Raw genomic sequence first — 24463 nt, forward strand, 5'->3', positions numbered from 1 at the left:
GGACGATGAAGGAAGGCTTTCGCCAGTCGATGGCCTGGCTGCATACCTGGACCGGCCTGCTGGTCGGCTGGGTGCTGTTCTTCGTGTTCATGACCGGCACGACCGGCTACTTCGACGATGAGATCACCCGGTGGATGCAGCCGGAGCGACCGCTGGCCACGGTTTCCGCTTACGTGCCACAGGCCCAGGGCGTAGCGAGAGCCCAGGCATTTCTCGCAAGCAAGGCACCCGGCGCGCAGCGCTGGTCGATCGGCCTGCCGGGCGGACGCGGGGAAACGGCGTGGACCCTGTCCTGGCCCAAGGCCGGCGGCGAACGGCACAAGACGCGCCCGCAGCGAAGCACGCGCGGGGAACACGGCGAAAGAGGCGGCAGGAACCAGCGCCTGGTGTTCGACCCCCAGGCGGGAAGCGCGGTGCCGGTGTTGTCCGGCGCCATGGGCCGCGAGACCGGCGGCGGCGTCGGGCTCTATCGCCTCCACTACCAGCTTCATTACGTGTCCCACGCCAGCGCCATCCTGATCGTGGGGGCCTGCACGATGATGATGTTGCTCGCAGTGCTGAGCGGGGTCATTACCCACAAGAAGATCTTCAAGGATTTCTTTACCTTCCGCCCACGGAAGGGTCAGCGCAGCTGGCTGGACATCCACAATGTCATCAGCGTTACCGCGCTGCCGTTCTTCCTGATGATCACGTATACGGGCCTCATGTTCTTCATGTACGCCTACATGCCGGCGGCCATGAACCTTGCCTATGGTTCCGACCGGCAGTGGGAGAACGACGGCTACACCAATCCGCTCAACCCGCGCGCCAATGGGCAGTTTCAGCCGGGCGCTGGCGGCGAACGGCGCGGACCGTCCATCCCCGCCAGCGGGATTCCCGCGCCGCTCGCCGATCTGTCCGATCTGGTCATGAAGGCGGAGGCGCGATGGGGCCGGGACCGGATCGAAAACATGACCGTCACCCACCCGGGAGACCGCAATGCGCGCGTGGAGATCACGCGTGCCGCAAGCGGCCTCACCACCGGCCGCGACGACCGTCTGACGTTCGACGGCATCACCGGCGCGCTGCTTCGCGGGCCACCGGAGCGCGCACGGAGGACATGGCAGGTTCAGGACAGCATGATCGCCCTGCACGAAGGCCTGTTTGCCGGACCTGTCATGCGCTGGCTCTACTTCCTGTCCGGGCTGCTCGGCTGCGGCATGGTCGGCACCGGACTGGTGCTCTGGACGGTCAAGCGGCGGCAGAAACAGATCAGGGCCGGACGGACGGATTTCGGATTTCGCCTCGTCGAATGCCTCAACATCGCGGCGATCCTTGGCCTGCCGCTTGGCATTGCCGCCTATTTCTGGGCCAATCGCCTGCTGCCTGCCGCCATGCCCGAACGCGTGGCATGGGAGTTCCACAGCCTGTTCCTCGCGATCGGCGCGATGCTGTTCTGGGGCTCTGTCCGAAAATCCGGCAAGGCGTGGGCCGAAGGCCTGTGGACCTGCGCGGCCGCATACCTCCTGCTTCCGGTGCTGAACGCCCTCACCACCGAGCGTCATCTCGGCGTCACGCTGCCCTCCGGTGACTGGGCGCTGGCCGGCGTCGACCTGACCATGCTGGCCATCGGCATCGTGCTGGCAGCGGCGGCGCGCCGCGTAAGCCACCGCCTGCCGGTAGCCCGCGTCGCTCGCCCCCCCGTCGAAGGCAAGGCCGCCCGACCGGAGGCAGCGTGAATGGACTGCATGAAAATGAGCGAGCGAGTGAAAGAAGTCGCATCGAGAGCCTCGACCCGGCACCGCCTGTCCGTCGCAAGCCGCGTAGCGGCAGCCGTCCCCGGCGCATACACCCTGACGGCGATCATGGTGATGCTGGCCGCCCAGATGCTGCTACGCGCGGGTATCGGCCCGGCGGAAGCTGTGCTGGCCGCCACCATTCCCGCCTTTCTCGTCTATGCGGCGATGGTCTGTGCGGTTTTCCACGCCAGAAGCGCCGCGCGGGCCTGGGCATGGCTGGCAGGCGCTGCAGCCCCCATCGGCGCACTGTTGTGGATCATGACCGGGCCGGTGCTGCGATGATGCCCGTTGCAAGCCTGCTTCTCTGCCTTGCGGCCTTCGCGGTACTGGCAATGTCCCTGGCGCGCCACCACCGGGACGTGCTCGGCACGACGCCTGCCCCACGGCGCGAACGCAGCCTGAAAGGGCTTGGTTGGGCGCTGCTCTCCTTGTCACCCGTGCCCTTGACGATAAGCACGGGGATATCGATCGGCATCGCCTTCTGGTTCGGCACGACCACGCTCGCGGCCCTGCTGATTGCCATCATACTCGCCTATCGCCCGCGCCTCCTCGTGCCCGTCGGTGTTTCGTCGGTCCCGCTGGCCCTTGCCGCTTTCTGCCTTTCCCGGGGACTGTGATGCCAACGATCCGAAATCCACATGAAAGCTGGCAGGGTGGCAGCCGGACCAAGGGCCTGCTGATGACCATCATGGTCTACGTCGTCCTGCTCGGCCTGTTCTTCGCCCAGTGGCACGCACGCATCCGGCCCGTGCCGCCGGTCAGCCTGAGCGCATTCAACGTGGCTCCCCCGGCCTCGCCGCCGGAACAGCCGCGCGAAGTGCCGCCCGGCCCCGAACAGGTCGAGGCGAAGGAAAAGCCCGCGATCGACGCGGTTCCCAATCTGCCGCCGCCCGAAATCCAGATCCCGGCGCCTCGCCCGCTGCCTGCCGAGAAGCCTGCCGATGTTTCGGATCCCGCGCCCCCTGTCGAAAGGACCACCGCCCCAGAAGTGCGCCCCGCGCCGCCGGCCCAGCAGGCGAGCAACGATAAAGCCACCTGGGAAGGCCTGATTCTGGCAGCGTTGAACAAGGTCAAACGCTATCCGCGAGAAGCACAGTTCCGCCGCCAGCAGGGCGTTCCCTATATTCGCTTCGCGATCGACCGGAACGGCAAGGTGCTGTCATCCGCCCTCGAACGATCATCTGGCATGAGATCGCTCGACGAGGAAGCCGTGTCGCTCCCGAAGCGCGCCCAGCCCCTGCCCAAACCTCCCGAGGAAAGGAAAGGTGCCATCATCGAATTGGTTGTCCCGGTGGAGTTCTTCCTGGCCCGATAAGCATCGCGACCGGATATAGTTGACTCAGTCAACATTATGGCGATACCTGCGTTCATGGACAACACAATCGAAACCGTTCGCACCTTCAATCGCTTTTTCACCCGCCACGTCGGCGCCATCGACGAGCGCTTCCTGGGCACGGAGACGAACCTTCCCGAAGCCCGCCTGCTGTTCGAGATCGCCCGCCGCGAACCCGTTCTGGCAAACCAGCTTCAGGACGCGCTCCGCCTCGATCGCGGGTATCTGAGCAGGATGCTCGGCCGGTTCGAGGAACGGGACTGGATCGCGCGACACCGCACGGAAGCCGATGCGCGCGCTCGCCCGATAAGCCTGACCGCTTCCGGCCGCGCCGCGTTCGACCTGATCGACGAAAAGCAGCGCTCGGCGATCGGGGAGGATCTGGAGCGGCTGAGCACGATGGAACAGGGCGATCTCGCCGTGGCGCTCTCCCATGCCCGGCTGCTGCTGGACGACAAGGCAGCGGACACGTTCACGATACGGCCGTTCCGCACCGGGGAAGTGAGCCAGATCGCGGCGCGGCAGTCGGTTCTCTATGCGCAGAGCCACGGCTGGAAGCATCAGTTCGAAAGCCTGGTCGTTGACACCGCCGCGGCTTTCCTGCGCAATTTCAAGCCGGGGCGCGAGCAATGCTGGGTCGCTGATATTGACGGAGTCATGGCCGGAGCCGTCTTCCTGACCGATGAAGGCAACGGCATTGCGCGGTTGCGCCTGCTCCATGTCGAACCGTTCGCGCGGCGACGCGGCATCGGCGATGCGCTGGTGCGCGGATGCATCGGGTTCGCGCGGGAGAAGGGCTATTCGCGGATCAACCTCTGGACCCAGACCAGCCTGGAATCCGCTCGGCGCATATACGCCCGGCTTGGATTCACCTGCATCTCCACCGAGGTGCATCATGAATTCGGCGAACCCGTGCAGGGGGAGGCCTGGATGCTGGAGCTAGCCAATCCTGCGAATCCCGAGCACATAATTTCCAAATGAGTTGAATTTCTCTAATTAGAGAATATTATCCACCCACCATGTCGAGTCTCGTTCCGTGCGCAGGACGCGCGAAGCGAGGCTCGGTACAACTGGAAGGGGATGACGCAAGCCAAGCCGCGCGCCCGCTTCAAGGGGGTGTTACTTGATGATCCGCTTCCCACACCATTCCGCGCTTACCGGCCTTGCCCTGCTGCTGGCCACGCCGGCTTTCGCGGCTGCGCCGCCGATTACGGGACCGGCAGACCTCGGCACGGCAGTCTCGGCACAAGTCGCCTGCGCAGGGATTTTTGTGTCCGGCCGCGCCGAAGCCGATGTCCTGCGCGACGATGTTCGCGCGCTCGCACCCTTCACGCAGGGCATCTCGCTGGCGGTCGACCGCGAGGCAAGAACGGTAACGGCAAGCACCAGCGGCGGCGCGCCGCGCACGGCCTTCTATCGCCCGGCGGCAGGCTGCACCTTGCTGACCGGGGACCTTTCGCCCGCCGCGCTCGATGCCCAGACGGCCGGGCTGGGTCCGGCATGGACCGGCACTGAAGGACCATGGCCGCAGCCCAAGGCCGCGCCCGCGAAGATGGTCGGCGGCGCGCTGGAAAGCGCCGTTGCCGCCGCGTTCGACGGCGTGAACACCGGCGGCTATCCCGACACCCGGGCCGTCGTCGTGATCCAGCACGGCCGCATCCTCGCCGAGCGCTATGCACCGGGGTTCGACCGCAACACCCGCTTCCTCGGATGGTCGGCCACGAAAAGCGTCATGGGCACGCTGGTCGGCATACTGGTCGATGACGGCAAGCTCCGCCTCGACGCGCCGGCCCCCATCGCGGAATGGCAGAAGCCCGGCGATCCCCGCGCCGCCATCACCTTGCGCCAGTTGCTCAACATGACCAGCGGCCTGGCCTTCGAAGAGCCCTATCGGCCCGGCAGCGATTCCATTCGCATGTTGTTCCAGGCCGGAAACATGGCATCCGTCGCCCTCGCCCGCCCCGCCGAACATGCTCCGGGATCGAACTGGAGCTATTCCTCCGGCACCAGCAACATCCTCTCCGAAATCGTCTTCCGCGCCACCGGCGGCACGCTGGAAGGCATGACGCGCTTCGCCCGCGAGCGTCTGTTCGATCGGGCCGGAATGACCAGCTTCCTGATCGAACCGGACGAAAGCGGCGTGATGGTCGGCAGTTCCTATGGCTATGCTACCGCACGCGATTGGGCCCGGTTCGGCCTGCTTTACCTGAACGACGGAAAGGCGAACGGCAAGCAACTGCTATCCCGCGACTGGGTCCGGTTCGCCAGCACGCCTTCGGATGGCGCGCGCCAATTCTACGCCGGGCAGTTCTGGCTCAACCGCAGCGACGAAAACGGCCCGAAAAGCACCTATTTCAGGAACCTTCCCGGCGATGCCTTCATGGCAATGGGCCACAACAGCCAGATGGTCATGGTGATCCCCTCACGCGATACCGTGATCGTCCGGCTGGGCTGGACGCCGGAAGGGCAGTCCTTCGATTACGACAAGTACCTGGCTCCGATCGTGGCGGCGTTGCCCGCCTCCGGATTGGCCGTGTCCGCGCGATGACCTGACGCCGCCCGCGTTCCGCGCGGGCAAGTTCGCCCCGATCCAGCCCCGCCACTCCCTGCGCCGTGCCCGGACCGTCCGGGCGCGAACGGTTTGTCGCGCCTGCATGGCCCGGCGGAACCGCGTGGTTTTCTAAATCATGGAGACTGTCTGATGCATCCCCTCAAGCTCGGCGTTTCGGTTGAAACGCTCCGCCTCGCCGAACCCTTCCGCATCTCCGGCCGCGAGATCGACAGCGCCGACGTAATCGTCATCACTCTCGACGACGGCCGACATCAAGGCCGGGGCGAGGCCACCGGCGTCTACTATATGGGGGACGAGATTCCGCAAATGCTGGCCGCACTGGAACAGGCGCGCTCAGCCATCGAGGCGCATCCCGGACGCGAAGCGCTGCGCTCGATCCTGCCAGCAGGCGGCGCGCGCAATGCCGTGGATGCTGCGTTGTGGGATCTGGAAGCACAACGATCGGGCATGCCTGCATGGCAGCTGGCCGGGCTGGCCAGGCCCGCTCCGTTGCAGACGACCTTCACCATAGGCGCCGACGAACCGGCGGAAATGGCCGTGCGCGCAAAGGCCTATACCCATGCGCGTGCCATCAAGGTCAAGCTCACCGGGGAGCTGCCGCTCGATATCGCCCGGATCAGGGCGATCCGGGAGGTACGGCCTGACGTCTGGCTCGGTGTCGATGCAAACCAGGGATTTTCCATCGGGGACATGGACGCGCTGGTTGCGGCAATGGTGGAGGCGCGGGTCTCCCTGATCGAACAGCCTCTCGCCCGCGGGCGAGAGGCCGACCTCGACGGCTATCGTTCACCGATCCCGATCGCGGCGGACGAAAGCGCGCTGACCCTCGCGGATGTGCCGGGGCTGAAAGGCAGGTTCGACGTGATCAACATCAAGCTGGACAAGTGCGGAGGCCTGACAGAGGGCCTGCTGATGGCCGCCGCCGCGCGCGAGGCGGGGCTTGGCGTCATGGTCGGCTGCATGGTCTGTACCAGCCTCGGAACCGCACCGGGTTTCCTGCTGGGGCAACTCTGCGACCTGGTCGATCTCGATGGCCCCCTGTTCCTGAAGCAGGACCGCCAGCCCGGCGCCATTTACGAAGACGGCACGATCCGATGCGACGAGGCCGTCTGGGGCGGCGTGCGATGACGCCGCCCTTCTGGAGCCATCAATTTCTCTGAAATGACATTTATGTCTCATTTAGGATTGCAATGTCCTTTATGAGGTGTTCATATCCATGCAGTGAATCGAAGGGTTCGGTCGCGCACATCAAACAATGGCGGACACGCGCATACCGGCTCGCCGGATGCACCCTTCGACACGTCCAAAAAGGGGGTTTGAGCATGAGGTCCGGAAAATTGATCTGGCTTGCCGGCACCGCGTTGGCGGGACTGGCAGGTGCATCGCCGTCGTGGGCGGAAGAAGCGCGACAGGACGGCCAGTCGGATATCATCGTCACGGGTTCGCGCATCCAGCGCCAGGGCTTCGATGCTCCCACACCCACGACCGTGCTCAGCGCCGAGGAACTGCGGCAGGGCGACCGGCCCAGCCTGGCGCAGGCACTCAACGACATTCCGCAATTCCGCCCGACCCAGACCCCGGAAACGACCACCGCCAACGCCACGTCCGCCGCCTCTCCCGCCGACTTGCGCGGGCTGGGGCCGGTCCGCACGCTCACACTGCTGGACGGCCACCGCTTCACCGGCAGCGCGGACCTCAACAGCGTGCCGCAGAACCTCGTCAAGCGCGTCGATGTCGTTACCGGAGGCGCTTCGGCCGCATGGGGTTCGGGCGCTGTCGCCGGGGTCGTCAACCTCATCCTCGACGACGACCTGACCGGCGTGAAGATGGGCATGAACCAGGGCATATCCTCGCGCGGGGACGGTTACCGCTATGGCGGCGACATTGCCTGGGGGACGAAATTCGCGGGCGGGCGCGGGCACGTCATGGTCGGCGGTGAATATCTCGAGAGCAAGGGCGCGTTCGACCGCGCCTCGCGGCCCAACCTCAACGCCGGGCTGTTCCAGCGCGCCGATGGTCAGCTCGTGCTTGCAAACGACGTCAACCTGACTGTGCTCAACCGCGGCGGTTCGATCCTGGGCCTCACCGCGGCGCCCTACAACCTGGTGTTCAATCCTGACGGTTCGATCGGACCACTTCCGCTCGGCAGCGAGACTTACGGCCAGCAGACGACAGGCGGCGGCGGGCAGAGCCTCTACGACTACATGGCCGTCAGCGCGCCCTACAAGCGAACGAACCTTTTCGCTCGCGCCAACTACGATCTGACCGACGACCTGACGGTCTGGATCAACGGCAGCTACAACCGGATGGCGGCGAACTACGCCTTCTTCCCGGAAACCTCGGTTTCGGTGGTGATGCCGGACAACGCCTTCCTCACCGACACCGCCTGGGCGCAACTCTCCGCCGCGGGCGTATCCACGCCCTTCGTGCTCGGCCGCATCCTTGATGACGTCGGCAAGGACCGCATGCTGACTTTCGGCTATGCCCGCCGCAACCTGGAAGGCGCGATAGGTCTCGATGGAAAGTTCGGCAACGGCTGGCGCTACCGGGCCTATTACGACCACGGCGAACTGCGCAGCACGCAGACGCTTTCCAACCAGCGCATTACCGCGAACTTCGCCAAGGCCATCGATGCGGTTCTGGTGAACGGCACCGCGACCTGCCGGGTCAATGCCGATGCTGCGACCGCCAACGACGATGCAGCCTGCGTGCCGATCGATATCCTCGGCAACGGCAAGATCACCGAGGCCGGCGTCGCCTATGCCTTCGGTGCCGCTTCGCAGATCACCACGACGAAACTGGATACGGCGGGCGTCAGCCTGGGCGGACAGCCGTTCTCGACCTGGGCTGGCCCGGTGGATATCGCGCTGGGGGCGGATTTCCGCTGGGAGAAATTCGTCACGAATTCAACCGATGCCCTGTCTCTGGCTGGCGCATTCTCGACACTGAACTATGCCGCGACGAACGGCAGGTTCGATGTGCGGGAGTTCTTCGGCGAGATCAACGTGCCGCTGCTCGACCTGGCCGAAACCGCCCGGCTCGAAGTCAACGGCGCGGCACGCTATTCCGACTACAGCACCAGCGGCGGAATCTGGAGCTGGAAGACCGGCGGCACGTTGCGGCTGATGAACGACCTGCTGCTGCGCGCGGTCTATTCGCGCGATATCCGCTCGCCCAGCATCAGCGAGTACTACCTGAACCGGGCAACAAACATCAGTTCCGCGCTCGATCCCTACAACGGCAACGCGGTGGCGCAGAACGTCGTCAGCTATACCGGCGGCGATCCCAACCTTCAGCCCGAAGTCGCGCATACGCTGACCCTGGGCGGTTCCTATTCCCCCCGCTTCGCACCGGGACTGCGGCTTTCGCTGGATTATTATCACATCAAGATCGACGATGTGATCGTGACCCTCCAGACGCAGGACGTGCTCAATCTCTGCGCCGCGCAGCATCCTGACGATGCCCTGTGCGGCGGGCTGATCACCCGCAACGCCAATGGCAGCCTGGCATCGGTACAGCGCAGCTTCCGCAATCTCGCGCAATACAGGACCAAGGGCCTCGACATGGAGGCCGCCTATCAGGTGCCGCTGGGCGATGGCCGCGTGACCCTGCGCGCGCTCGCGACCCATGTCATGGAACTGCTGATCGACGACGGCGTCTCCGTGACCGATCGCGCCGGCATCGTCGGAGGCGATACCGCGTTCTCGACACCGAAGTGGCGCGTGACCACATCGGCAGGCTATGACGACGACCGTTTCGGCGCCGACCTTCGCCTGCGCTATGTCAGCGGCGGTCGATATACCAATGTCACCGGCCCGAACGGCGAACTGCCTCTGGGCAACCGGATCGCCAGCCGCGCCTACGTCGATCTCGGGTTGCGCTTCAAGGTCGGAACCTTCACGCTTTTCGGCAACATAAACAACCTGTTCGACCGCGATCCGCCGAGAACGCAATACAGCAATCCCAACTATGACGTGATCGGCCGCTATTTCTCCGGCGGAGTGCGGCTGAACTTCTGAAACGGGGCGCGAGCCAACGAAGCGACAACCAAGGGGCGCAAGATCGTGCGAATGATGAAGTATCTGGCCGCCGGCGCACTCGCGCTTGCAGGCGGCGTGACCATGGCCGAAACCGCGCGGGTCGCGCCGCCGGTCGAAACGGCGCCCGTCGGCGGCTCGCGCATCGATGGCGGGCACGTCCTCACGCGAGCGGACGCTGACGCCTGGCTCGACGGTTTCATGCCCTACGCACTCGCACGGGGAGATCTGGCAGGCGCGGTCGTCGTCGTCGTGAAAGACGGCGCCGTGCTGACCCAGCGTGGCTTCGGTTTTGCCGACATCGCCTCGCGCAGGCCGGTGGATCCGGCAAGAACCCTGTTCAGGCCCGGCTCGGTGTCAAAGCTCTACACCTGGACCGCCGTGATGCAGCAGGTCGAAGCCGGACGGCTGGATCTCGACGCGGACATCAACCGCTATCTCGACTTCAGGATTCCGCCCTTCGAAGGGAAGCCGATCACCCTGCGCAACCTGATGACCCACACTTCGGGCTTCGAAGAGGCAGGGCGCGGCCAGATCCTCGCGGACGATGCGATCCTGCCGCTCGAAACCGTCATCAAGCGCTGGACGCCGCACCGGGTCTATGCTCCCGGATCGACGCCTGCCTACTCGAACTACGGCGCGGCGCTGGCCGGGTACATCGTGCAGCGCGTGTCGGGAATGCCGTTCGAAGACTATATCGAGCAGAACATCTTCCGGCGCCTCGGCATGAAGTACGCCACGTTCCGCGAACCGCTGCCTGCCGCGCTCAAGCCCTTCATGGCGACAGGCTACGACCTGGCATCGGGCGATCCCAAGCGGTTCGAGACCGTATCGATGACACCGCCCGGCGCCGCCTCCATCAGCGGCGGCGAGATGGCGAAGTTCATGATCGCACACCTCGATCAGGGCGGCCCCCTGCTCCGGCCCGCAACGGCGAAACTGATGCATTCGCCCGCCAACGAACCCCTGCCCGGCATCAACCGCATGATGCTCGGCTTCTACGAACAGAAGATCAACGGCCGCAGCGCCATCGCCCATGCCGGCGACCTGCAATGGTTCCATTCGAACCTTGTGCTGTTTCCCACAGAGCGTGTCGGCATCTTCGTTTCCCTGAACGCCATGGGCAAGGACGCGGCGGCCGGGGTTGTCCGCAATGCCGTGGTCAGGCAATTCGCCGATCGCTACTTCCCGGCACCGCCCGCGCCGGCGCCCAGAGATCTCCCGACCTCCCGACAGGACGCGGCACTTGTTGCAGGCACTTATGCGACGACCCGCACCCCGGTGGACAACTGGGCCGCGATGATCGGCTTCGCAACCCAGATCAGGGTCGGCACGGACAGGGACGGCAAGCTCTCGATCCCGGCGTTCAAGTCCATCGGCGGCGCGCCCCGCCACTGGATCGAAGTGGCCCCCTTCGTCTGGCAGGCCGCCGAAGACGGCGAACGCTTTGCCGCGCGGGTGGAAAACGGCAAGGTCACGCGCGTATTCTACGAACCGGTCGCGCCGTTCATGGTCTGGGACCCGGTTCCCTGGTATCGCGACAGCGCATGGCTTCTGCCGCTTTCCGGCGCCGCGCTGGCGATCATCCTGCTCACCGCCCTCGCCTGGCCGATCGGCGCCATCGCCCGCAAGCGCCATGGCGCAAAGCAGACGCTGGCAGGCCGCGACCTCATCGCCTGCCGGGCCGTCGCAATCGGTGCGTGGCTGGTTCCGCTTCTGCTCGGAAGCTGGGGCTTCGTGATCGCCCGCGTAACCAAACTCGTCACCCCCGGTGCACTGATCCTGTTCAACCAGATCGTCGGCGCGCCGCTGTTCCTCGGTTTCGCTGCCCTCACCGCCTGGAACCTGCTCCTCGTCTGGAAAGGGAAGCGGGGCTGGTTCCCGAAAACGTGGAGCGTGCTGCTCCTCCTTTCCGCGCTGGCCATTCTCTGGCTGGCCGTGGCGATCCACCTGATAAGCTTCGGCGCCGACTGGTAAGGTCATGCACGGAAAACCTGCACCCACGGCGGCGACGCGCAACTGGTTCGGCCAGCCGCCGGGGCTGACCGTCCTGTTCCTCACCAACATGTGGGAGCAGTTCTCCTACTTCGGCATGCGCGCACTGCTGGTCTACTACATGACCCGGCAACTGATGCTGAGCCAGGGGCAGGCCTCGTTCGTCTACGGCGCCTATACGGCCTGCGCCTATTTCACGCCCATCGTGGGCGGGATGATCGCGGACCGCTGGCTGGGCAAGCGCCGCGCAGTCACGCTGGGTGCCACGATCATGGCGACCGGGCATTTCATGATGGCGTTCGAACCGCTGTTCTACGTGGCGCTGGCAACGATCGCGCTGGGCAACGGCCTGTTCCTGCCCAGCCTGCCCAGCCAGATCAACGACCTCTATGCACCCGGCGATCCCCGGCGCGGCTGGGCTTACAACGTCTATTACCTCGGCATCAATATCGGCGGCTTTCTGGCGCCATTGATCTGCGGCACTCTGGGCGAGATCTACGGCTGGCACTACGGCTTCGGCGCGGCCGGGATCGGTATGTTCGTGGGCCTGCTCATCTACCTCGCAGGCCAGCGCCACCTGCCGCCCGAGCGGTCACCGCAAGCCGGAACAGGCGAAAACGCGAACGAGAACGAAACCGGGCCGGCCGACTATCGCCGCACATGGTTGGTCCTGGCCGCCGTGGGCCTTTGCGTGACCGTATTTCGCGGCGCCTACGAACAGGTAGGCAATACCGTTGCGCTCTGGGCCGACAGCGGGATCGACCGTCGCCTCGGCAGCCTGACCATTCCGATGACATGGTTCCAGTCGCTCAATCCCCTGCTGGTCATGATGCTGACGCCGCCGTTGCTCTCGATGTGGCGGCGGCGGGCAGAGCACGGCCGAGACACAGCGCCAGCACGGCGCATGATGCAGGGCGCGTTGATCGTCGCCATGGCCTATGCCCTGCTCGCGGCCGTTGCCTGGCAGGCGGGCAGCGGGAAGGCGGACTGGCTTTGGCTGGTGCTGTTCTTCGCGCTGTTCACGGCGGGCGAACTGTTCATCCTGCCGACCGGCCTCGGCCTGTTCGCGCGCCTCGCCCCGCCGCGCCTCGGGGCGACCACCGTGGCGGCTTGGTACCTCGCGATCTTCGCCGGCAGCCTTGGCGCAGGTCTGGTGGGAACGCTGTGGAGCCGCATGGGCCATGGCACCTACTTTGCCCTGCTCGCCGTGATCGCCGTGATCGCCGCAGTGCTGCTTCGCCTGCTCGACCCGGCCGTTCGCCGCGTCGCAGAGGAACACCGCACGGGAGGCCGGACGGATGCATGAGTGATGTCCCGAATAGACCCAGGACATCGACAGGCGCCCCCTCGTCATCCCCCGGCCTGTCTCCTGTTCCCCAGCGATACGGCCGGTACCATCGAGGCTTGCAACCACCAACTCGGCGCATAAACTGAGGGCGCTGGAATATGCCTATGTTTCAAGGCCAATCGACGCAACTTAGGCCTTTTTTGTAAGTGCCGAAGCAACGCCCCGAATAGCGCCGCTCATGAGTTTACGGCCCAAGCCGGCGGCTCATTCCTTGCGCGAGGCCCGCTTTTTCTGCGCCGTTTCCTCGCCGGAAGCCGTTTTGCGCTGCGCCTCGTGGATCAGGCTGGACAAGTCCTCCTCGGCGCTGGACATGACACTGACGATCGTCGTCTCCTTGTGCCCCGGCGCGCAGACATAGGCGTGGCCCATGCCGGAATCGATGTAGATCGATTCTCCCGCCTTCAGTTCCAGCGGCTCGTAGAACTCGGTGTGGACAGTGATCGCACCATCGACGACGAAGATGAACTCCTCGCCCGAATGCCGCAGCAATTGGCCGAATTCGCCAAGAGACTGCGCATGGATGCGGGAGATCACCGGGACCATCCGTTTCTGGCGCAGTTCGGTGCAGAGGTAGTAGTATTCGTAGTTGGGCGTATCGACCCGCACGGCCCGGTCCAGCGTTCCCACGCTGCGACGCCCCATGATCGTTGCCGGCGCGCCTTCTCCCTCAGCGAAGAGGTCGGCGATGCTGATGTTCAGCCGCTCGCCCAATTGCTGGAGCTTGTCGTAAGTAAGCGAGAGGCGGTCGTGCTCCACCTTGGACAGGGTGGAAACGGGAATGCCGCAAAGCTCGCTCATTTCCTTGAGAGTCCAGCCATTCCGCGTGCGCAAGTCGGCGATTACCGCGCCCAAGCTTCTACGACCGCCTGCCATCCAAATCGCTCCCGCTCAAAAGCCCATCTAGGCGCATTTTGTCCTAATTGGAAATTACCCCTTATCATCCGCCAGCAGTATTAGACAACGGAGAGGTTGCCGACCGGACATACATATCCGGGGGGCGCACCTATCCAGTCTTGCACGCGGCATTGACCGCAAAGGCCATTTCCGCGCAACGTCCTGCTCTTTTCCAAAGGGGGGGATGGGTTGGACCGCTGGCAGGCCATGAAGATCTTCGTCAGGGTGGCGGAAGCAGAAAGCTTTGCGGAGGCCGCCCGGCAGTTGCGCATCAGCCCACCCGCGGTCACGCGGGCGATATCCAGCCTGGAAGACCAGATCGGGGTCAGGCTGCTCACGCGGACGACACGCTCGGTAAAGATGACCGAGGCAGGACGGCGATACTTCGAAGACTGCCGCCGCATCCTTGCCGACATTGCCGATGCCGAAGCCTCCGCCGCCGGTTCGCACGGCAATCCCACGGGCGCGCTCATCGTCACCGGGCCGGTCATGTTCGGGCGGATGCACGTGCTGCCCATCCTGCTCGAATATCTCGACCGCTTTCCAAGCGTGACCGGGCAGACCCTGTTCGTGGACCGCCCGGTGAACATCGTGGAGGAAGGCATCGATGTCGCGATCAGGATCGGCAACCTTCCGGACTCGGGCCTGAGCGCCACGCGGGTCGGTTGGGTCCGCCGGACGATCTGCGGAGCCCCGTCCTATTTCGAAAGGCATGGCGTCCCCCGCTCCCCGGCCGATCTTGCGCATCACCGGGTCATCATGCCGACCGGTGCCTGGGTATCCCCCGAATGGCACTTCGGTGCGGATAGCCGCACCAGCGTCACCGTCCACCCGCGCCTGCTCTGCAACACTAACGAAGCCGCCATTTCGGCGGCAGAACAGGGATGGGGAATTACCCGCGTGCTGTCCTACCAGGTCGCTCCGGCACTGGCGGCAGGCCGTTTGCAACCGGTACTCGAAGACCATCTGGAAAGCCCGATCCCCGTTCACGTCGTTCATGCCGCAGGGCGACACGCCACCGCCAAAGTGCGGGCCTTCGTCGATCTCGCAGTCGAGAGACTGCGCAGCAACAGCCTCCTTCTCTGATCCGATTGTTCCGAATCATGAAATAATGACTTCCAAATCCAGCGAATTAACGCGGGTTATCGCAGCAATTACATCTTTCACCAGAGGCTGACGCAGATCGCGCAGCGGCACTGAACAAGGTGGAAGACATGACCAAGCGACTGATCCTTTCCCTGATGCTGGCGACTGCCGGTATCGCCGCGCCGGCAAGCGCGATGGCTGCCCCCACGCGGGATATCGCGGCGACGAGCATCGCGCCGGCAACCGTCCACTACCGCTCGGCGACCATCGACGGGGTGAAGATGGCCTACCGGGAAGCCGGTCCAGCCGATGGACCGGTCGTGCTGTTGCTGCACGGTTTCCCCACCAGCTCGCACATGTTCCGCAACCTCATCCCGCTGCTCGCCGATCGCTACCATGTGATCGCGCCTGACTATCCCGGCTTCGGACAGAGCGATGCGCCCGATCACGAGCAGTTCACCTACAGCTTCGGCCATTACGCCGAGATGGTGGATGCGCTGATGGGGCAGCTCGGTGCGCAGCGCTATGCCATGTACGTCATGGATTATGGCGCGCCGGTCGGCTACCGGCTGGCGATCAAGCATCCCGAGCGGGTCAGCGGGCTGATCATCCAGAACGGCAATGCCTATGACGAAGGGCTCGGCGCCTTCTGGGACCCGATCAAGGCCTATTGGAAGAGCGGATCGGCCAAGGACCGCGCAGCGCAGGCCTGGCTGGTGACGCAGAAAGCGACCATATTCCAGTACACCGACGGCGTCAGCGACCTGTCGCGCATCAGCCCGGACAACTGGGTGCACGACCAGGCCCTGCTCGACCGCCCGGGCAACAAGGATATCCAGCTCGACCTGTTCTACGACTATCGCACCAATGTGCCGCTCTATCCGCAGTTCCAGCAGTTCTTCCGCGAGCGCAAGCCGCCGACGCTGATCGTCTGGGGCAAGAACGACACGATCTTCCCCGAGCCGGGCGCCCATCCCTACTTGCGCGATCTGCCCGAGGCGGAACTCCACCTTTTCGACACCGGGCATTTCGCCCTTGAGGACAAGCTGGACGAGATGGCCCCGCTCATCCGCAACTTCCTCAACCGCAAGGTTGCGCCCCGCTGACCGCCCTCACATCGGAGACACATCATGTCTTACGGATTTCTGGATATAGCCATGACGCCCAGCGTCCGCGCGGCCCAGGCGGAAATGGGTGCCGACCGGCAGTGGGCCCACTTCGAAGGCGACCGCGAATTCGACCGCTTCACCAGGAACGAGGCCGCCTTCATCGCCGCGCGCGACAGCTTCTACATGGGATCGGTGTCGGAGGACGGCTGGCCCTATGTCCAGCATCGCGGCGGCCCCGCCGGGTTCCTCAAGATGGTGGATGAACGGACGCTGGCATTCGCCGACTATCGCGGCAACCGCCAGTATATCAGCACGGGCAATTTCGCGGCGAACGACCGGGCCTGCCTGATCCTGATGGACTACCCCAGGCGCATGAGACTCAAGATCTACGCGCACGTCGAAAAGCTGTCGCTTGACGCGGATGCGGCGCTGACCGATCTCGTGCTGGACCCCGGCTACAAGGCGCGGCCGGAACGGATTTTCCGGCTGCGGCTGGAAGCGTTCGACTGGAATTGCCCGCAGCACATCACCCCGCGCTTTACCGAACAGGAAATCGAACAGGCGCTGAGGCCGCTGCATGAGCGCATGGCCGAGCTGGAAGCGGAGAATGCCGCCCTGCGCGGCAGGCTGGAAGAGCAAGGAGAAGCATGATGGACGATACCCTCGCACAACGCCGCCCGCCGCTGCCGCCTTTCACGCTCGAAACCGCGACAGAAAAGGTACGCCTTGCCGAAGACGGTTGGAACAGCCGTGACCCCGGGAAGGTCGCGCTGGCTTATACGCCCGACAGCGTGTGGCGCAATCGCGCCGAATTCTTGAACGGCCGCGCAGCCATTGTCGCGTTCCTGGCCCGCAAGTGGCAGCGTGAGCTCGACTATCGGCTCATCAAGGAACTATGGGCCTTTCGCGATAATCGCATCGCCGTGCGCTTCGCCTATGAATGGCATGACGACAGCGGCAACTGGTTCCGGTCCTACGGCAACGAGAATTGGGAGTTCGACGAAGGCGGGCTGATGCAAAAGCGCTTCGCCTGCATCAACGACGCTCCGATCTCCGAAGCCGACCGCCGGTTCCGCTGGCCGCTCGGCAGGCGGCCGGATGAACACATGAGCCTTAGCGAACTCGGCATGTGACTGGCTTTCCTAGCGGCAAGTCACATTGCCGCGGTCCAGCTCCCGGCCCAGCAATGCACCGCCGCCCGCAGCGGCCAGCGATTCAAGCGTCCGGCCGCCGGCCAGCTTCGCAAGGATCGCGCCGCCCACGGCGCCCACGACCAGTCCCGTAGTGCCATCACTGCGGCGGCAGTAGGCGCGGCCGTCACGCCCCCTGAACACGGTATCGCGGCGCGAGAGGCGGCGTTCGCCGGTCTTCCCCGGGGCATAGGCCCTGGACGGCTCCCAGTCGCGGCGATCGCCGTGCCAACCGCGATCAAGGTTCTCCGTGCGGCCGTGCCGGGCATCATCCTGCGGGTTCCAGCCCTGCGCCTGCGCGCCGGGCGCTGCGAAACCCAGTCCGAGCATGGCGGCGCACGAAAGGATCTTGAATCGGTTCATCGCATAATCCTGAAAATCGAAGCGCCGGGGTGAAGGTGCACGAGCGGGCCGCGCGAGCACGGCCCTCTCCGTTGCGAACCGTCCAGACCTTCCGGGCGGACCTTGGTCCGCTGCGACCCGGAAGGCTCGGGGGTGGAGCGGGGAGCAAGGCCTCGGACTATCGCTGACGTGCTCATGCACCTTCACCCCAAAGACACCGCCGGAGAGCTTCATCCTCACGGAAAAATCCATACCCCCCGACTTTTTCCGCGAGCCGGGGAGCGGACGGGGTTCAATTCCGGCCGAAACGATAGGTCAGAGAGAAGAAGCCGGACGGCTGGGTTCGATGCGCCACCAGCGGGCTGTGCTTCGCGTCACCCAGCAGCGTGACGAGCCCGCCCGAAGCGCTGGCGGCAATGCGATCGGTCAATCGATAGATCACGGTGACCGTCGCGGCGGCATCCTTGAAACCGCTGCCGGCGCGATAGGCCTCGACCCCGGAAGCCTGGGACTCACGCTCGGTGATGCCGAAATAGCGGTCGTTGTGCTTGCGATCGCCCCAGGTGGTGACGACTGCCGGGATCACCGCCACTCGCCGGGACAGGTTCACGGGATAGGCCAGGCTGGCATCGGCAACGACGCCGCGGGTGCCGCCCACAAAGCCCTGGGTTCCGCCCAGCGTGGCGACGAAACCGCCTGCCCTGACCCTGGCGAAGATCCTCGCCCCCGCGCCGTAATCCACCCCGCGCACGCCCTCCGGCACATCGCGCCGCCGATAGCCGGGCATCATCGCGATGCTGGCCCCGATGCTGACGTCCCGCGTTTCGATCGCCGTGGCGCCGATCCCGTCCCTGAGGTTCGCGAAGAAGCGGCCGGAGGCGATGTCGAGAGCCGGCAGCGGCAGCACGCGGTACTTGTCGGCCCCCTGATAGACCGGCACCACGGCAGCGCCCATCCCGACGATGATGTGATCGGCGCTGTAGGGCGGCGGGCTTTCGTTATCCTGCGCCAGCACGGGCACGGCCGACAGGGCCGCGGAAAGGCCGGCGGCCAGGCCGAGTGAACGGATTTCCAGAATCATCAGAGACTTCCATCATGAACTTGCGACAAACGTGTTCGGGCGCGCCGTTTCGGCGGTCCCCTGACTTAGATGCCGCGCCCTTGGCATTCCTCACCGGAAAGTTCCTTCCCCGGCGAGGGCATGGCCCCTGCACGCATTACGGGATGATTGGAAAACGGTTGTGGGGCAATCTGCGCGGCGCTAGGCTCGTCGCCATTGAGCCTCCGGGAACGACCCACGACATCATGGAAAACAACGGTCTGATCGAGGCCTTTCTGGCCTTGCGGGCCGCCCTGATGCGTCATCTCGCGATCCAGGGGGCCACGCCCGACGAGGCGGAGGATATCCTTCAGGACATAAGCCTCAAGATATCCGACCGGCAACCTGACGGCGTGGAACAGCCCAGGGCCTACCTCTACAGGATGGTCCAGAACCACTTCACCCTGCATCGGCGCAGCGCCGGCCGCAGGGCGCGCCGGGACGAGGCGTGGGTCGGCGCGAATACCGGCGATCCGCCCGAGATCGACGAGACGCCCTCGGTCGAGACCAGGATGATCGCCCGCGAACAACTGGCCATGCTCCAGGCAACGCTGGACCGCCTGCCCGAACGCACGCGGACGATCTTCCGCCGCTTTCGCATAGATGGCGTCCCCCAACGCCATATCGCGGCCGAAACCGGGATCAGCGTCAGCGCCGTCGAGAAGCATCTGGCGCGCGCCTATGAAGCCATCGCCGCAAAAAGACGCCGCATGGATGAGGCGGCGGCAGGGTCACGGCATCTCAGGAACGAGGAGACCCTTCGTGGAAAGTGAGATGGACGAAACGGTTCGGCAAAAGGCGATCGCATGGTTCGTCCGTCTGAAGGATGGCGGCGACGACGATTGGTTCGCGTTCGAAGCCTGGCTTGCCGAAGACCCGGCCCATGTCGCCGCGTTTCACCGGATCGAGGATATCGATCTGGACCTCGATCCGGTGATAGGCGACGTCGATTTCCGGGAAGCGGCGAACGACGATGAGCCGCCCGTTGCCTCTCCCTCGCGCCGCCGGTGGCTGGTGGGCGGCGCCATCGCCGCAGCCCTGGCACTCGCCCTGGCCATGGCGCCGCGGCTGACCTCGGACCGGTACGACGTCTATTCCCGGCCTGGCGAAATCCGGGTCGTCACGCTGGATGCGGGCACGCGCGTCACGCTCAATGGCGACAGCCGGATGACGTTCGACAGGAAGGATGCCCGCTTTGCGGCCCTGGCTTCGGGGGAAGCCCTTTTCGAGGTTCGCCACGATCCTGCCCGTCCGTTCCGGCTGGAAGTGGGCGGCAAGATCGTCGAGGACGCGGGGACGGTGTTCAACGTCGCCTACGAAAAAGATGCGATCCGGGTGGCGGTGGCGGAAGGCAAGGTCGTCTACGATCCCGGTTCGGCGCAGACGGCTCTCGGCGCCGGGGAAGCCCTCGAAGCGACTGGGGGACAAGGGAAAATCACCGTATCCCCCGCCGACAGCGCCGTGATCGGTACCTGGCGAAAGGGGCAACTGACCTATTCCGGCGCCCCGCTCTCGCTCATCGCCGGCGATCTTTCCCGTGCGCTGGGGGTGAAGATCCGGGCCGATGCCTCGGTCGCGTCGCGCCCCTATTTCGGCACCATCGCCGTGCGGCGCGGCGATCCTTCGCAGCTCGGCGATCTCATGACGGCGCTCGATGTCGTCGCCGTGCCCGAAGGAAACGGCAAGGTAATGAAACCCAGGGGCGATGATCGACGCTAGAAGCCGCCGCATTCACCTTGCGGCGGCCCTCCTTGCCGCAGCCGCCCCGGCCCCGGGCAAGGCCGAGACTTTCCGGGTTCCGGCAGGACCATTGGAAGATGTGATGGCCGCGCTGGGGCAGCAGGCCGGGGCGACGGTGATCCTCGCCGATCGCGACCTTGCCCGCGTCCGCTCGCCGGGTGTGGACGCCAGCCTGCCCCTGCCTGCCGCGCTCAGGCGGGCCCTGCGGGGAACCGGCGGCGAGGCCGTGTTCATCGCCCCCCGGACCGTGCGGATAACGAAAGGCAGGATGCCCGAAGCGGCCAAGCCGCCCGCCTCACCGGTCGCACCCGAACCTGCCGGAAACGACAACCCGGAGCCGCCGCAAGACATCCTCGTCACCGCCAGCAAACAGGGCATGTCGCTTGGCACCTACCCCGGATCGGTGAAGGTCGTACGGATAGACGGCGGCTGGTTCTCCTCACAGGCGGCCGACGGCAGTTCCGCGATCACCCGGATGACCCCGCTGCTCGGTTCGACCAACCTCGGCAACGGGCGAAACAAGCTGTTCATTCGCGGAATCGCCGACAGCAGCTTCAGCGGCCCGACCCAGGCGACGACGGGCGAATACCTTGGCGACGTGCGGCTGACCTACAATGGCCCCGACCCCGACCTCAACCTCTACGACATGCAGAAGTTCGAGGTGCTCGTCGGCCCGCAGGGCACGCTCTACGGGCCAAGCGCGCTGGGCGGCATCCTCCGCCTCGTTCCGAACGCCCCCGACATGGCCGACCTTTACGGCAGCGCGAGCATGGGGATAGGCGCCACCCGGCACGGCGCGGCCAGCACCGATGCGGCAGGGATGATCAATGTCCCGCTGAACGACTATGCGGCGGTGCGCTGGGTGGTATTCGCGGGGCGCGCCGGCGGCTATATCGATGCGCCGGCACAGGGCCGGAACAATATCAACGACACCGCCAGCTACGGGCAACGGCTCACCGCACGCTTCGAGAACGTCGGGGCATGGACCATCGAGGTCGGCAACGTGTTCCAGAACTTCAAAAGCGGCGACGGGCAATACGTGCTCCGGCAGGACCCGCCGTTCACCCGCTCGGGATCGGTGCCCCAGCCGTTCCGGAACAATTACCGCCTGCTGTTCGTCACCGCACGCCGCCCGGTCGGCAATGCCGAACTGACCACGGTGACTTCGCTGGCGCGGCAGGACCTCTCGACCGTTTTCGATGCGACGGGCTATGTCGGCGCGCCTGCGGTGACACGGCTGGGCGAGGAGCAGCAGGTAACGCTGATCTCCCACGAGACACGCCTTGCCGGGGGCGGTTCCCGTTCTCCCTGGATCGCGGGCCTGGCGATGACGCGGAGCGCGAACCGCCGGTCACTGGCCATCGGCGGCGCGGATAGCTGGGACCGGAGCGCCGGGCTGCAGGACGACCAGTTCGAAGGCGCGATCTTCGCACAAGCCTCGTATCCCCTGCTGCCTTCGCTCACTGCAACCGCGGGCTCGCGGCTGACGATCGCACGCAGCAGCCGCAAGGGGATCAACGTCGAGCCTGAGGCCGGGGAAATAGGCGGCAGCACCGGCACGACGCAAAGGTTCTCGGGCACCCTGGGGCTGGTGTGGGAGGCCGGTCCGGCACTTTCGATATTCGCCGATTATCGCCACGGATATCGCCCCGGGGGCTTCGGCTTCACATTGCAGAGCAACGGCACCGACGATGCCGTGCTGACGAAGAGGTATCTTCCCGACGATCTCAGGATGTTCGAACTCGGGTTCCGGTGGGGCCAATACGACGGCAGCCCCTTGCGTCTGGAAGCCACCCTGTTTTCCGTTGACTGGCACAACATCCAGGCGGATCTCGTGGGGCCATATGCGATCCCCTACACGACGAACATCGGCAGGGGCCTGGTGCACGGGCTCGATGTCGAACTGGCGGTTCGGCCGGTTTCCTCGATCACCCTGAGCGCCTCCGCCTTCCTGAACCGAAGCCGCCTGCGCGAACCGGCCGGCGGGTTCGCCACAAACGGTATCGACGCGCAGGCCTCGCTCCCCAATGTGCCCAGCAGGGGCGGCCGTATCTCGGCCTCATGGGAAACGACCTGGGCATCGCGGACCGGGCTGAGGCTGGAAGCGGCGTTCCGCTATGTCGGCCCCTCGCGGCTTGGCGTCGGCTCCTACCTCGACATTCCCCAGGGCGATTATCTGGCCGGCGACCTTGCCGCACGCCTTGACCACGACAGGCTGGGCCTGTCGCTGACGATCGCCAATGTCACGGATTCGCACGGCAACACCTTCAGTTATGGCAACCCGTTCGGCGTCGGGCAACGAGACCAGATCACGCCGCTGCGCCCCCGCACGATCAGGATCGGAATGACCCGCGCATTCTAGGCTTACGACCTCGGCGGCGTGGACGAGTTCCGCTTCGCCCGATTAGCGTGATGGTGTTCGGCCGTAACCATGCTAGAGGCCTCGAAATGCTTCACAACAACAGGCTTGCCGGTTCGGTCATCGTTGACGGGCTTCAATATGACTGGGAACTCCGACGCGAGCCGCAGTGGAGCGATTTCGACGGCTGGAGGGGCATGACCGTGTCCCTGCTACAGAAGAACACCCAGCGCGGCGCACTGCTGGAATTCCCGCCGCCGAAGCGCCTTCTCAAAGGCCTGCAACGGGGTCGTCTCCAAATCAGCGACGCGATCGTCACACGGGGAATCCGCGCTGCCCTGATGGCCGGATGGGAGCCGGAATCCCGAGGAAAACCGATGGTCTTCGTGGTCGACGCCGACGGGAACTAGGGTAGCTTTTTTACGCGGCGCCCGTTAATCCGGTTCATGGAACAGGCCCTTCTCGTCATCGACATACAGCCAAGCTTCAACCCGCCCCAATGGCTGGTCGAAGGCGCAGCGCAACTCGCGCGCACCATGCGCTCCGTGGCGACGGTCGAGCGGCATGACGAAACCGTCACGCCGTTCTGGAAACAGTTGGGATGGAAACCGGCGCCCGATGATCAATCGCTGGTCGAGACCGACAGGGTGTTCGTAAAGCATGGCTATTCGCCGCCGCCGGAACTGATCCGCCATCTGAAAGACGAAGGGGTCGAGCGCGTTCTGGTGTGCGGCATCCAGGCGGATACCTGCTGCCTTGCCGCGGGCTTCATGCTGTTCGACGCGGGCCTGAATCCCACGATGCTGAAGTGGCTGACGGTCGGCTCCTCGCTGGACCGGTCCGCCGCGCTGGGAGCCCGGCTTTGGCGGCACCACTTCGGCCAAGGCTCGGTACTGGAATCGCCACAGGAACTCGAAGCGCTGATGCGCGGCTAGCGCCGCGCGGCCCGCCATTGCCGGATGGTCATGCCGTTTCCGGAGGGGCCGGCGATTCCTGAATGGCAATATGGGCCATCGCGGGGTCGGCGTGGAGCCGTGCCCCAGATCACGTCCCGGGCGCCGGCGCGCTTCTCTATCTCATTGATATAATAGAATTTTTCCTGAGCGGTGCAGCAGGTTTTTCATCCCCCTGGGCAGCGATCACTGATATCGCAGGGTCTTCTCGAAACCCTCGTTGGCCTTGGTCATCCTGGCCAGCTTTCGCAGCTGCCCGCGAACATGCCGCTCGAACCGGGCATCGTCGTAGATGCCAGTGACCCGGTACTCGTCCTGAGCGATCAGTTCCTTCAGACGCAGCGCAAACGCGGCCTGCTCGTTCGTGCAATCCGCCCCCTTCAGGGCACGGCAGACCCATTCCTCGGCAGCAGCCTTGTCATAGTCGTCCTGCGCCTCGTAGCCGCGCCTGTCCGCCGCAGCCTGATCCAGCTTCGAAGCCTCGAACCGGCGCTCCAGCCATTTGCGGACCTGTTCGCCATCCCATGCCTTCGACGGACTGTTCATCATATTCTCCAAACCTCGCCCGCCATAGCGCAAACCGATGGCACAAGCGAAGCCCGCAAGCCGCAAATCCGCATGAACTGCG

Annotated in this window: 23 protein-coding genes; 19 read left to right on the forward strand and 4 right to left on the reverse strand. The window is 65.1% G+C overall.

Annotated features, from left to right (window positions below; translation table 11 throughout):
• The first annotated feature begins 5 nt into the window (after positions 1 to 5).
• The 10 genes from ACXJ16_RS21220 to ACXJ16_RS21265 all read left to right on the forward strand — a co-directional run bounded on the left by ACXJ16_RS21220 (position 6) and on the right by ACXJ16_RS21265 (position 13021).
• Positions 6 to 1718 carry a PepSY-associated TM helix domain-containing protein gene (locus ACXJ16_RS21220; protein WP_463923280.1) on the forward strand — a complete coding sequence of 571 codons (1713 nt, stop codon included), beginning with the start codon at positions 6 to 8 and terminating at the stop codon, positions 1716 to 1718.
• A gap of 27 nt (positions 1719 to 1745) precedes the next feature.
• A complete protein-coding gene (locus ACXJ16_RS21225; RefSeq protein WP_324699752.1) occupies positions 1746 to 2060 on the forward strand; it encodes a hypothetical protein in 315 nt (104 codons plus the stop codon).
• The gene (locus tag ACXJ16_RS21230; protein WP_463921815.1) at positions 2057 to 2395 is read left to right on the forward strand and encodes a DUF3325 domain-containing protein; all 339 of its coding nucleotides are present in this window, start codon (positions 2057 to 2059) and stop codon (positions 2393 to 2395) included. The genes ACXJ16_RS21225 and ACXJ16_RS21230 overlap by 4 nt, the downstream gene beginning before the upstream one ends.
• Positions 2395 to 3093, forward strand: coding sequence for an energy transducer TonB family protein (locus ACXJ16_RS21235; RefSeq protein ID WP_463921816.1), 699 nt, complete (start codon positions 2395 to 2397; stop codon positions 3091 to 3093). The genes ACXJ16_RS21230 and ACXJ16_RS21235 overlap by 1 nt, the downstream gene beginning before the upstream one ends.
• A 54-nt stretch (positions 3094 to 3147) precedes the next feature.
• Positions 3148 to 4092, forward strand: coding sequence for a bifunctional helix-turn-helix transcriptional regulator/GNAT family N-acetyltransferase (locus ACXJ16_RS21240; protein ID WP_463921818.1), 945 nt, complete (start codon positions 3148 to 3150; stop codon positions 4090 to 4092).
• Positions 4093 to 4237: 145 nt separating this feature from the next.
• On the forward strand, positions 4238 to 5659 hold the full coding sequence (locus ACXJ16_RS21245) for a serine hydrolase domain-containing protein (protein ID WP_463921820.1): 1422 nt from the start codon (positions 4238 to 4240) through the stop codon (positions 5657 to 5659).
• 153 nt (positions 5660 to 5812) lie between these two features.
• Positions 5813 to 6811, forward strand: a complete 999-nt coding sequence (locus ACXJ16_RS21250; protein WP_463921821.1) for a dipeptide epimerase — start codon at positions 5813 to 5815, stop codon at positions 6809 to 6811.
• 194 nt (positions 6812 to 7005) lie between these two features.
• Entirely contained in the window at positions 7006 to 9702 is a 2697-nt protein-coding gene (locus tag ACXJ16_RS21255) for a TonB-dependent receptor plug domain-containing protein (RefSeq protein ID WP_463921822.1), read from the forward strand.
• Between the two features lie 51 nt (positions 9703 to 9753).
• Positions 9754 to 11697, forward strand: coding sequence for a serine hydrolase domain-containing protein (locus tag ACXJ16_RS21260; RefSeq protein ID WP_463921824.1), 1944 nt, complete (start codon positions 9754 to 9756; stop codon positions 11695 to 11697).
• A gap of 4 nt (positions 11698 to 11701) precedes the next feature.
• Positions 11702 to 13021: a peptide MFS transporter gene (locus ACXJ16_RS21265; protein WP_463921826.1), complete on the forward strand. Its 1320-nt coding sequence runs from the start codon at positions 11702 to 11704 to the stop codon at positions 13019 to 13021.
• A gap of 246 nt (positions 13022 to 13267) precedes the next feature.
• Here the strand turns inward: ACXJ16_RS21265 and ACXJ16_RS21270 are convergent, their stop codons facing one another.
• The gene (locus tag ACXJ16_RS21270) at positions 13268 to 13936 is read right to left on the reverse strand and encodes a helix-turn-helix domain-containing protein (protein ID WP_454798340.1); all 669 of its coding nucleotides are present in this window, start codon (positions 13934 to 13936) and stop codon (positions 13268 to 13270) included.
• Between the two features lie 210 nt (positions 13937 to 14146).
• On the opposite strand from ACXJ16_RS21270, the gene ACXJ16_RS21275 reads away from it, so the two are divergent.
• The 4 genes from ACXJ16_RS21275 (at position 14147) to ACXJ16_RS21290 (ending at position 17285) form a co-directional block, all read left to right on the forward strand.
• Positions 14147 to 15043, forward strand: a complete 897-nt coding sequence (locus ACXJ16_RS21275; protein WP_463921828.1) for a LysR family transcriptional regulator — start codon at positions 14147 to 14149, stop codon at positions 15041 to 15043.
• 128 nt (positions 15044 to 15171) lie between these two features.
• Entirely contained in the window at positions 15172 to 16149 is a 978-nt protein-coding gene (locus ACXJ16_RS21280; RefSeq protein WP_463921829.1) for an alpha/beta fold hydrolase, read from the forward strand.
• Positions 16150 to 16173: 24 nt separating this feature from the next.
• Complete coding sequence (locus ACXJ16_RS21285; protein ID WP_463921830.1) at positions 16174 to 16803, forward strand: pyridoxamine 5'-phosphate oxidase family protein; 630 nt, start codon at positions 16174 to 16176, stop codon at positions 16801 to 16803.
• Positions 16803 to 17285 carry a nuclear transport factor 2 family protein gene (locus ACXJ16_RS21290; protein ID WP_463921831.1) on the forward strand — a complete coding sequence of 161 codons (483 nt, stop codon included), beginning with the start codon at positions 16803 to 16805 and terminating at the stop codon, positions 17283 to 17285. The genes ACXJ16_RS21285 and ACXJ16_RS21290 overlap by 1 nt, the downstream gene beginning before the upstream one ends.
• Positions 17286 to 17294: 9 nt before the next feature.
• Here ACXJ16_RS21290 and ACXJ16_RS21295 read toward each other — a convergent pair whose 3' ends face one another.
• Positions 17295 to 17705 (reverse strand): glycine zipper 2TM domain-containing protein, encoded by a 411-nt coding sequence (locus ACXJ16_RS21295; protein WP_463921832.1) that lies wholly within the window; start codon positions 17703 to 17705, stop codon positions 17295 to 17297.
• Positions 17706 to 17976: 271 nt separating this feature from the next.
• Positions 17977 to 18765 (reverse strand): MipA/OmpV family protein, encoded by a 789-nt coding sequence (locus ACXJ16_RS21300; protein ID WP_463921833.1) that lies wholly within the window; start codon positions 18763 to 18765, stop codon positions 17977 to 17979.
• A gap of 224 nt (positions 18766 to 18989) precedes the next feature.
• Between ACXJ16_RS21300 and ACXJ16_RS21305 the strand changes: the two genes are divergently transcribed.
• The 5 genes from ACXJ16_RS21305 to ACXJ16_RS21325 all read left to right on the forward strand — a co-directional run bounded on the left by ACXJ16_RS21305 (position 18990) and on the right by ACXJ16_RS21325 (position 23817).
• On the forward strand, positions 18990 to 19556 hold the full coding sequence (locus ACXJ16_RS21305; protein WP_463921834.1) for an RNA polymerase sigma factor: 567 nt from the start codon (positions 18990 to 18992) through the stop codon (positions 19554 to 19556).
• Positions 19546 to 20502 carry a FecR family protein gene (locus ACXJ16_RS21310; RefSeq protein ID WP_463921835.1) on the forward strand — a complete coding sequence of 319 codons (957 nt, stop codon included), beginning with the start codon at positions 19546 to 19548 and terminating at the stop codon, positions 20500 to 20502. Before ACXJ16_RS21305 ends, ACXJ16_RS21310 begins: the two co-directional genes overlap by 11 nt.
• Positions 20489 to 22885, forward strand: coding sequence for a TonB-dependent receptor (locus tag ACXJ16_RS21315; RefSeq protein ID WP_463921836.1), 2397 nt, complete (start codon positions 20489 to 20491; stop codon positions 22883 to 22885). Before ACXJ16_RS21310 ends, ACXJ16_RS21315 begins: the two co-directional genes overlap by 14 nt.
• 86 nt (positions 22886 to 22971) lie before the next feature.
• On the forward strand, positions 22972 to 23292 hold the full coding sequence (locus ACXJ16_RS21320) for a hypothetical protein (protein WP_054435988.1): 321 nt from the start codon (positions 22972 to 22974) through the stop codon (positions 23290 to 23292).
• A 36-nt stretch (positions 23293 to 23328) separates the two neighbouring features.
• A complete protein-coding gene (locus tag ACXJ16_RS21325) occupies positions 23329 to 23817 on the forward strand; it encodes an isochorismatase family protein (RefSeq protein ID WP_463921837.1) in 489 nt (162 codons plus the stop codon).
• Between the two features lie 204 nt (positions 23818 to 24021).
• On the opposite strand, the gene ACXJ16_RS21330 is transcribed toward ACXJ16_RS21325, so the two are convergent.
• Positions 24022 to 24381 carry a hypothetical protein gene (locus tag ACXJ16_RS21330; protein ID WP_443478291.1) on the reverse strand — a complete coding sequence of 120 codons (360 nt, stop codon included), beginning with the start codon at positions 24379 to 24381 and terminating at the stop codon, positions 24022 to 24024.
• Positions 24382 to 24463: the final 82 nt, after the last annotated feature.

It is taken from the genome of Novosphingobium sp. TK71 (genome assembly GCF_055361505.1).

Excerpts from the sequence above, each read along its gene's own strand:
- ACXJ16_RS21330 (WP_443478291.1), bottom strand. The coding sequence starts at position 24,381 with ATGAACAGTCCGTCGAAGGCATGGGATGGCGAACAGGTCCGCAAATGG.
- ACXJ16_RS21320 (WP_054435988.1), top strand. The coding sequence starts at position 22,972 with ATGCTTCACAACAACAGGCTTGCCGGTTCGGTCATCGTTGACGGGCTT.
- ACXJ16_RS21315 (WP_463921836.1), top strand. The coding sequence starts at position 20,489 with ATGATCGACGCTAGAAGCCGCCGCATTCACCTTGCGGCGGCCCTCCTT.
- ACXJ16_RS21250 (WP_463921821.1), top strand. The coding sequence starts at position 5,813 with ATGCATCCCCTCAAGCTCGGCGTTTCGGTTGAAACGCTCCGCCTCGCC.
- ACXJ16_RS21325 (WP_463921837.1), top strand. The coding sequence starts at position 23,329 with ATGGAACAGGCCCTTCTCGTCATCGACATACAGCCAAGCTTCAACCCG.
- ACXJ16_RS21270 (WP_454798340.1), bottom strand. The coding sequence starts at position 13,936 with ATGGCAGGCGGTCGTAGAAGCTTGGGCGCGGTAATCGCCGACTTGCGC.
- ACXJ16_RS21305 (WP_463921834.1), top strand. The coding sequence starts at position 18,990 with ATGGAAAACAACGGTCTGATCGAGGCCTTTCTGGCCTTGCGGGCCGCC.
- ACXJ16_RS21280 (WP_463921829.1), top strand. The coding sequence starts at position 15,172 with ATGACCAAGCGACTGATCCTTTCCCTGATGCTGGCGACTGCCGGTATC.
- ACXJ16_RS21260 (WP_463921824.1), top strand. The coding sequence starts at position 9,754 with ATGATGAAGTATCTGGCCGCCGGCGCACTCGCGCTTGCAGGCGGCGTG.
- ACXJ16_RS21265 (WP_463921826.1), top strand. The coding sequence starts at position 11,702 with ATGCACGGAAAACCTGCACCCACGGCGGCGACGCGCAACTGGTTCGGC.
- ACXJ16_RS21230 (WP_463921815.1), top strand. The coding sequence starts at position 2,057 with ATGATGCCCGTTGCAAGCCTGCTTCTCTGCCTTGCGGCCTTCGCGGTA.
- ACXJ16_RS21285 (WP_463921830.1), top strand. The coding sequence starts at position 16,174 with ATGTCTTACGGATTTCTGGATATAGCCATGACGCCCAGCGTCCGCGCG.
- ACXJ16_RS21220 (WP_463923280.1), top strand. The coding sequence starts at position 6 with ATGAAGGAAGGCTTTCGCCAGTCGATGGCCTGGCTGCATACCTGGACC.
- ACXJ16_RS21235 (WP_463921816.1), top strand. The coding sequence starts at position 2,395 with ATGCCAACGATCCGAAATCCACATGAAAGCTGGCAGGGTGGCAGCCGG.
- ACXJ16_RS21290 (WP_463921831.1), top strand. The coding sequence starts at position 16,803 with ATGGACGATACCCTCGCACAACGCCGCCCGCCGCTGCCGCCTTTCACG.
- ACXJ16_RS21240 (WP_463921818.1), top strand. The coding sequence starts at position 3,148 with ATGGACAACACAATCGAAACCGTTCGCACCTTCAATCGCTTTTTCACC.
- ACXJ16_RS21300 (WP_463921833.1), bottom strand. The coding sequence starts at position 18,765 with ATGATTCTGGAAATCCGTTCACTCGGCCTGGCCGCCGGCCTTTCCGCG.
- ACXJ16_RS21255 (WP_463921822.1), top strand. The coding sequence starts at position 7,006 with ATGAGGTCCGGAAAATTGATCTGGCTTGCCGGCACCGCGTTGGCGGGA.
- ACXJ16_RS21245 (WP_463921820.1), top strand. The coding sequence starts at position 4,238 with ATGATCCGCTTCCCACACCATTCCGCGCTTACCGGCCTTGCCCTGCTG.
- ACXJ16_RS21295 (WP_463921832.1), bottom strand. The coding sequence starts at position 17,705 with ATGAACCGATTCAAGATCCTTTCGTGCGCCGCCATGCTCGGACTGGGT.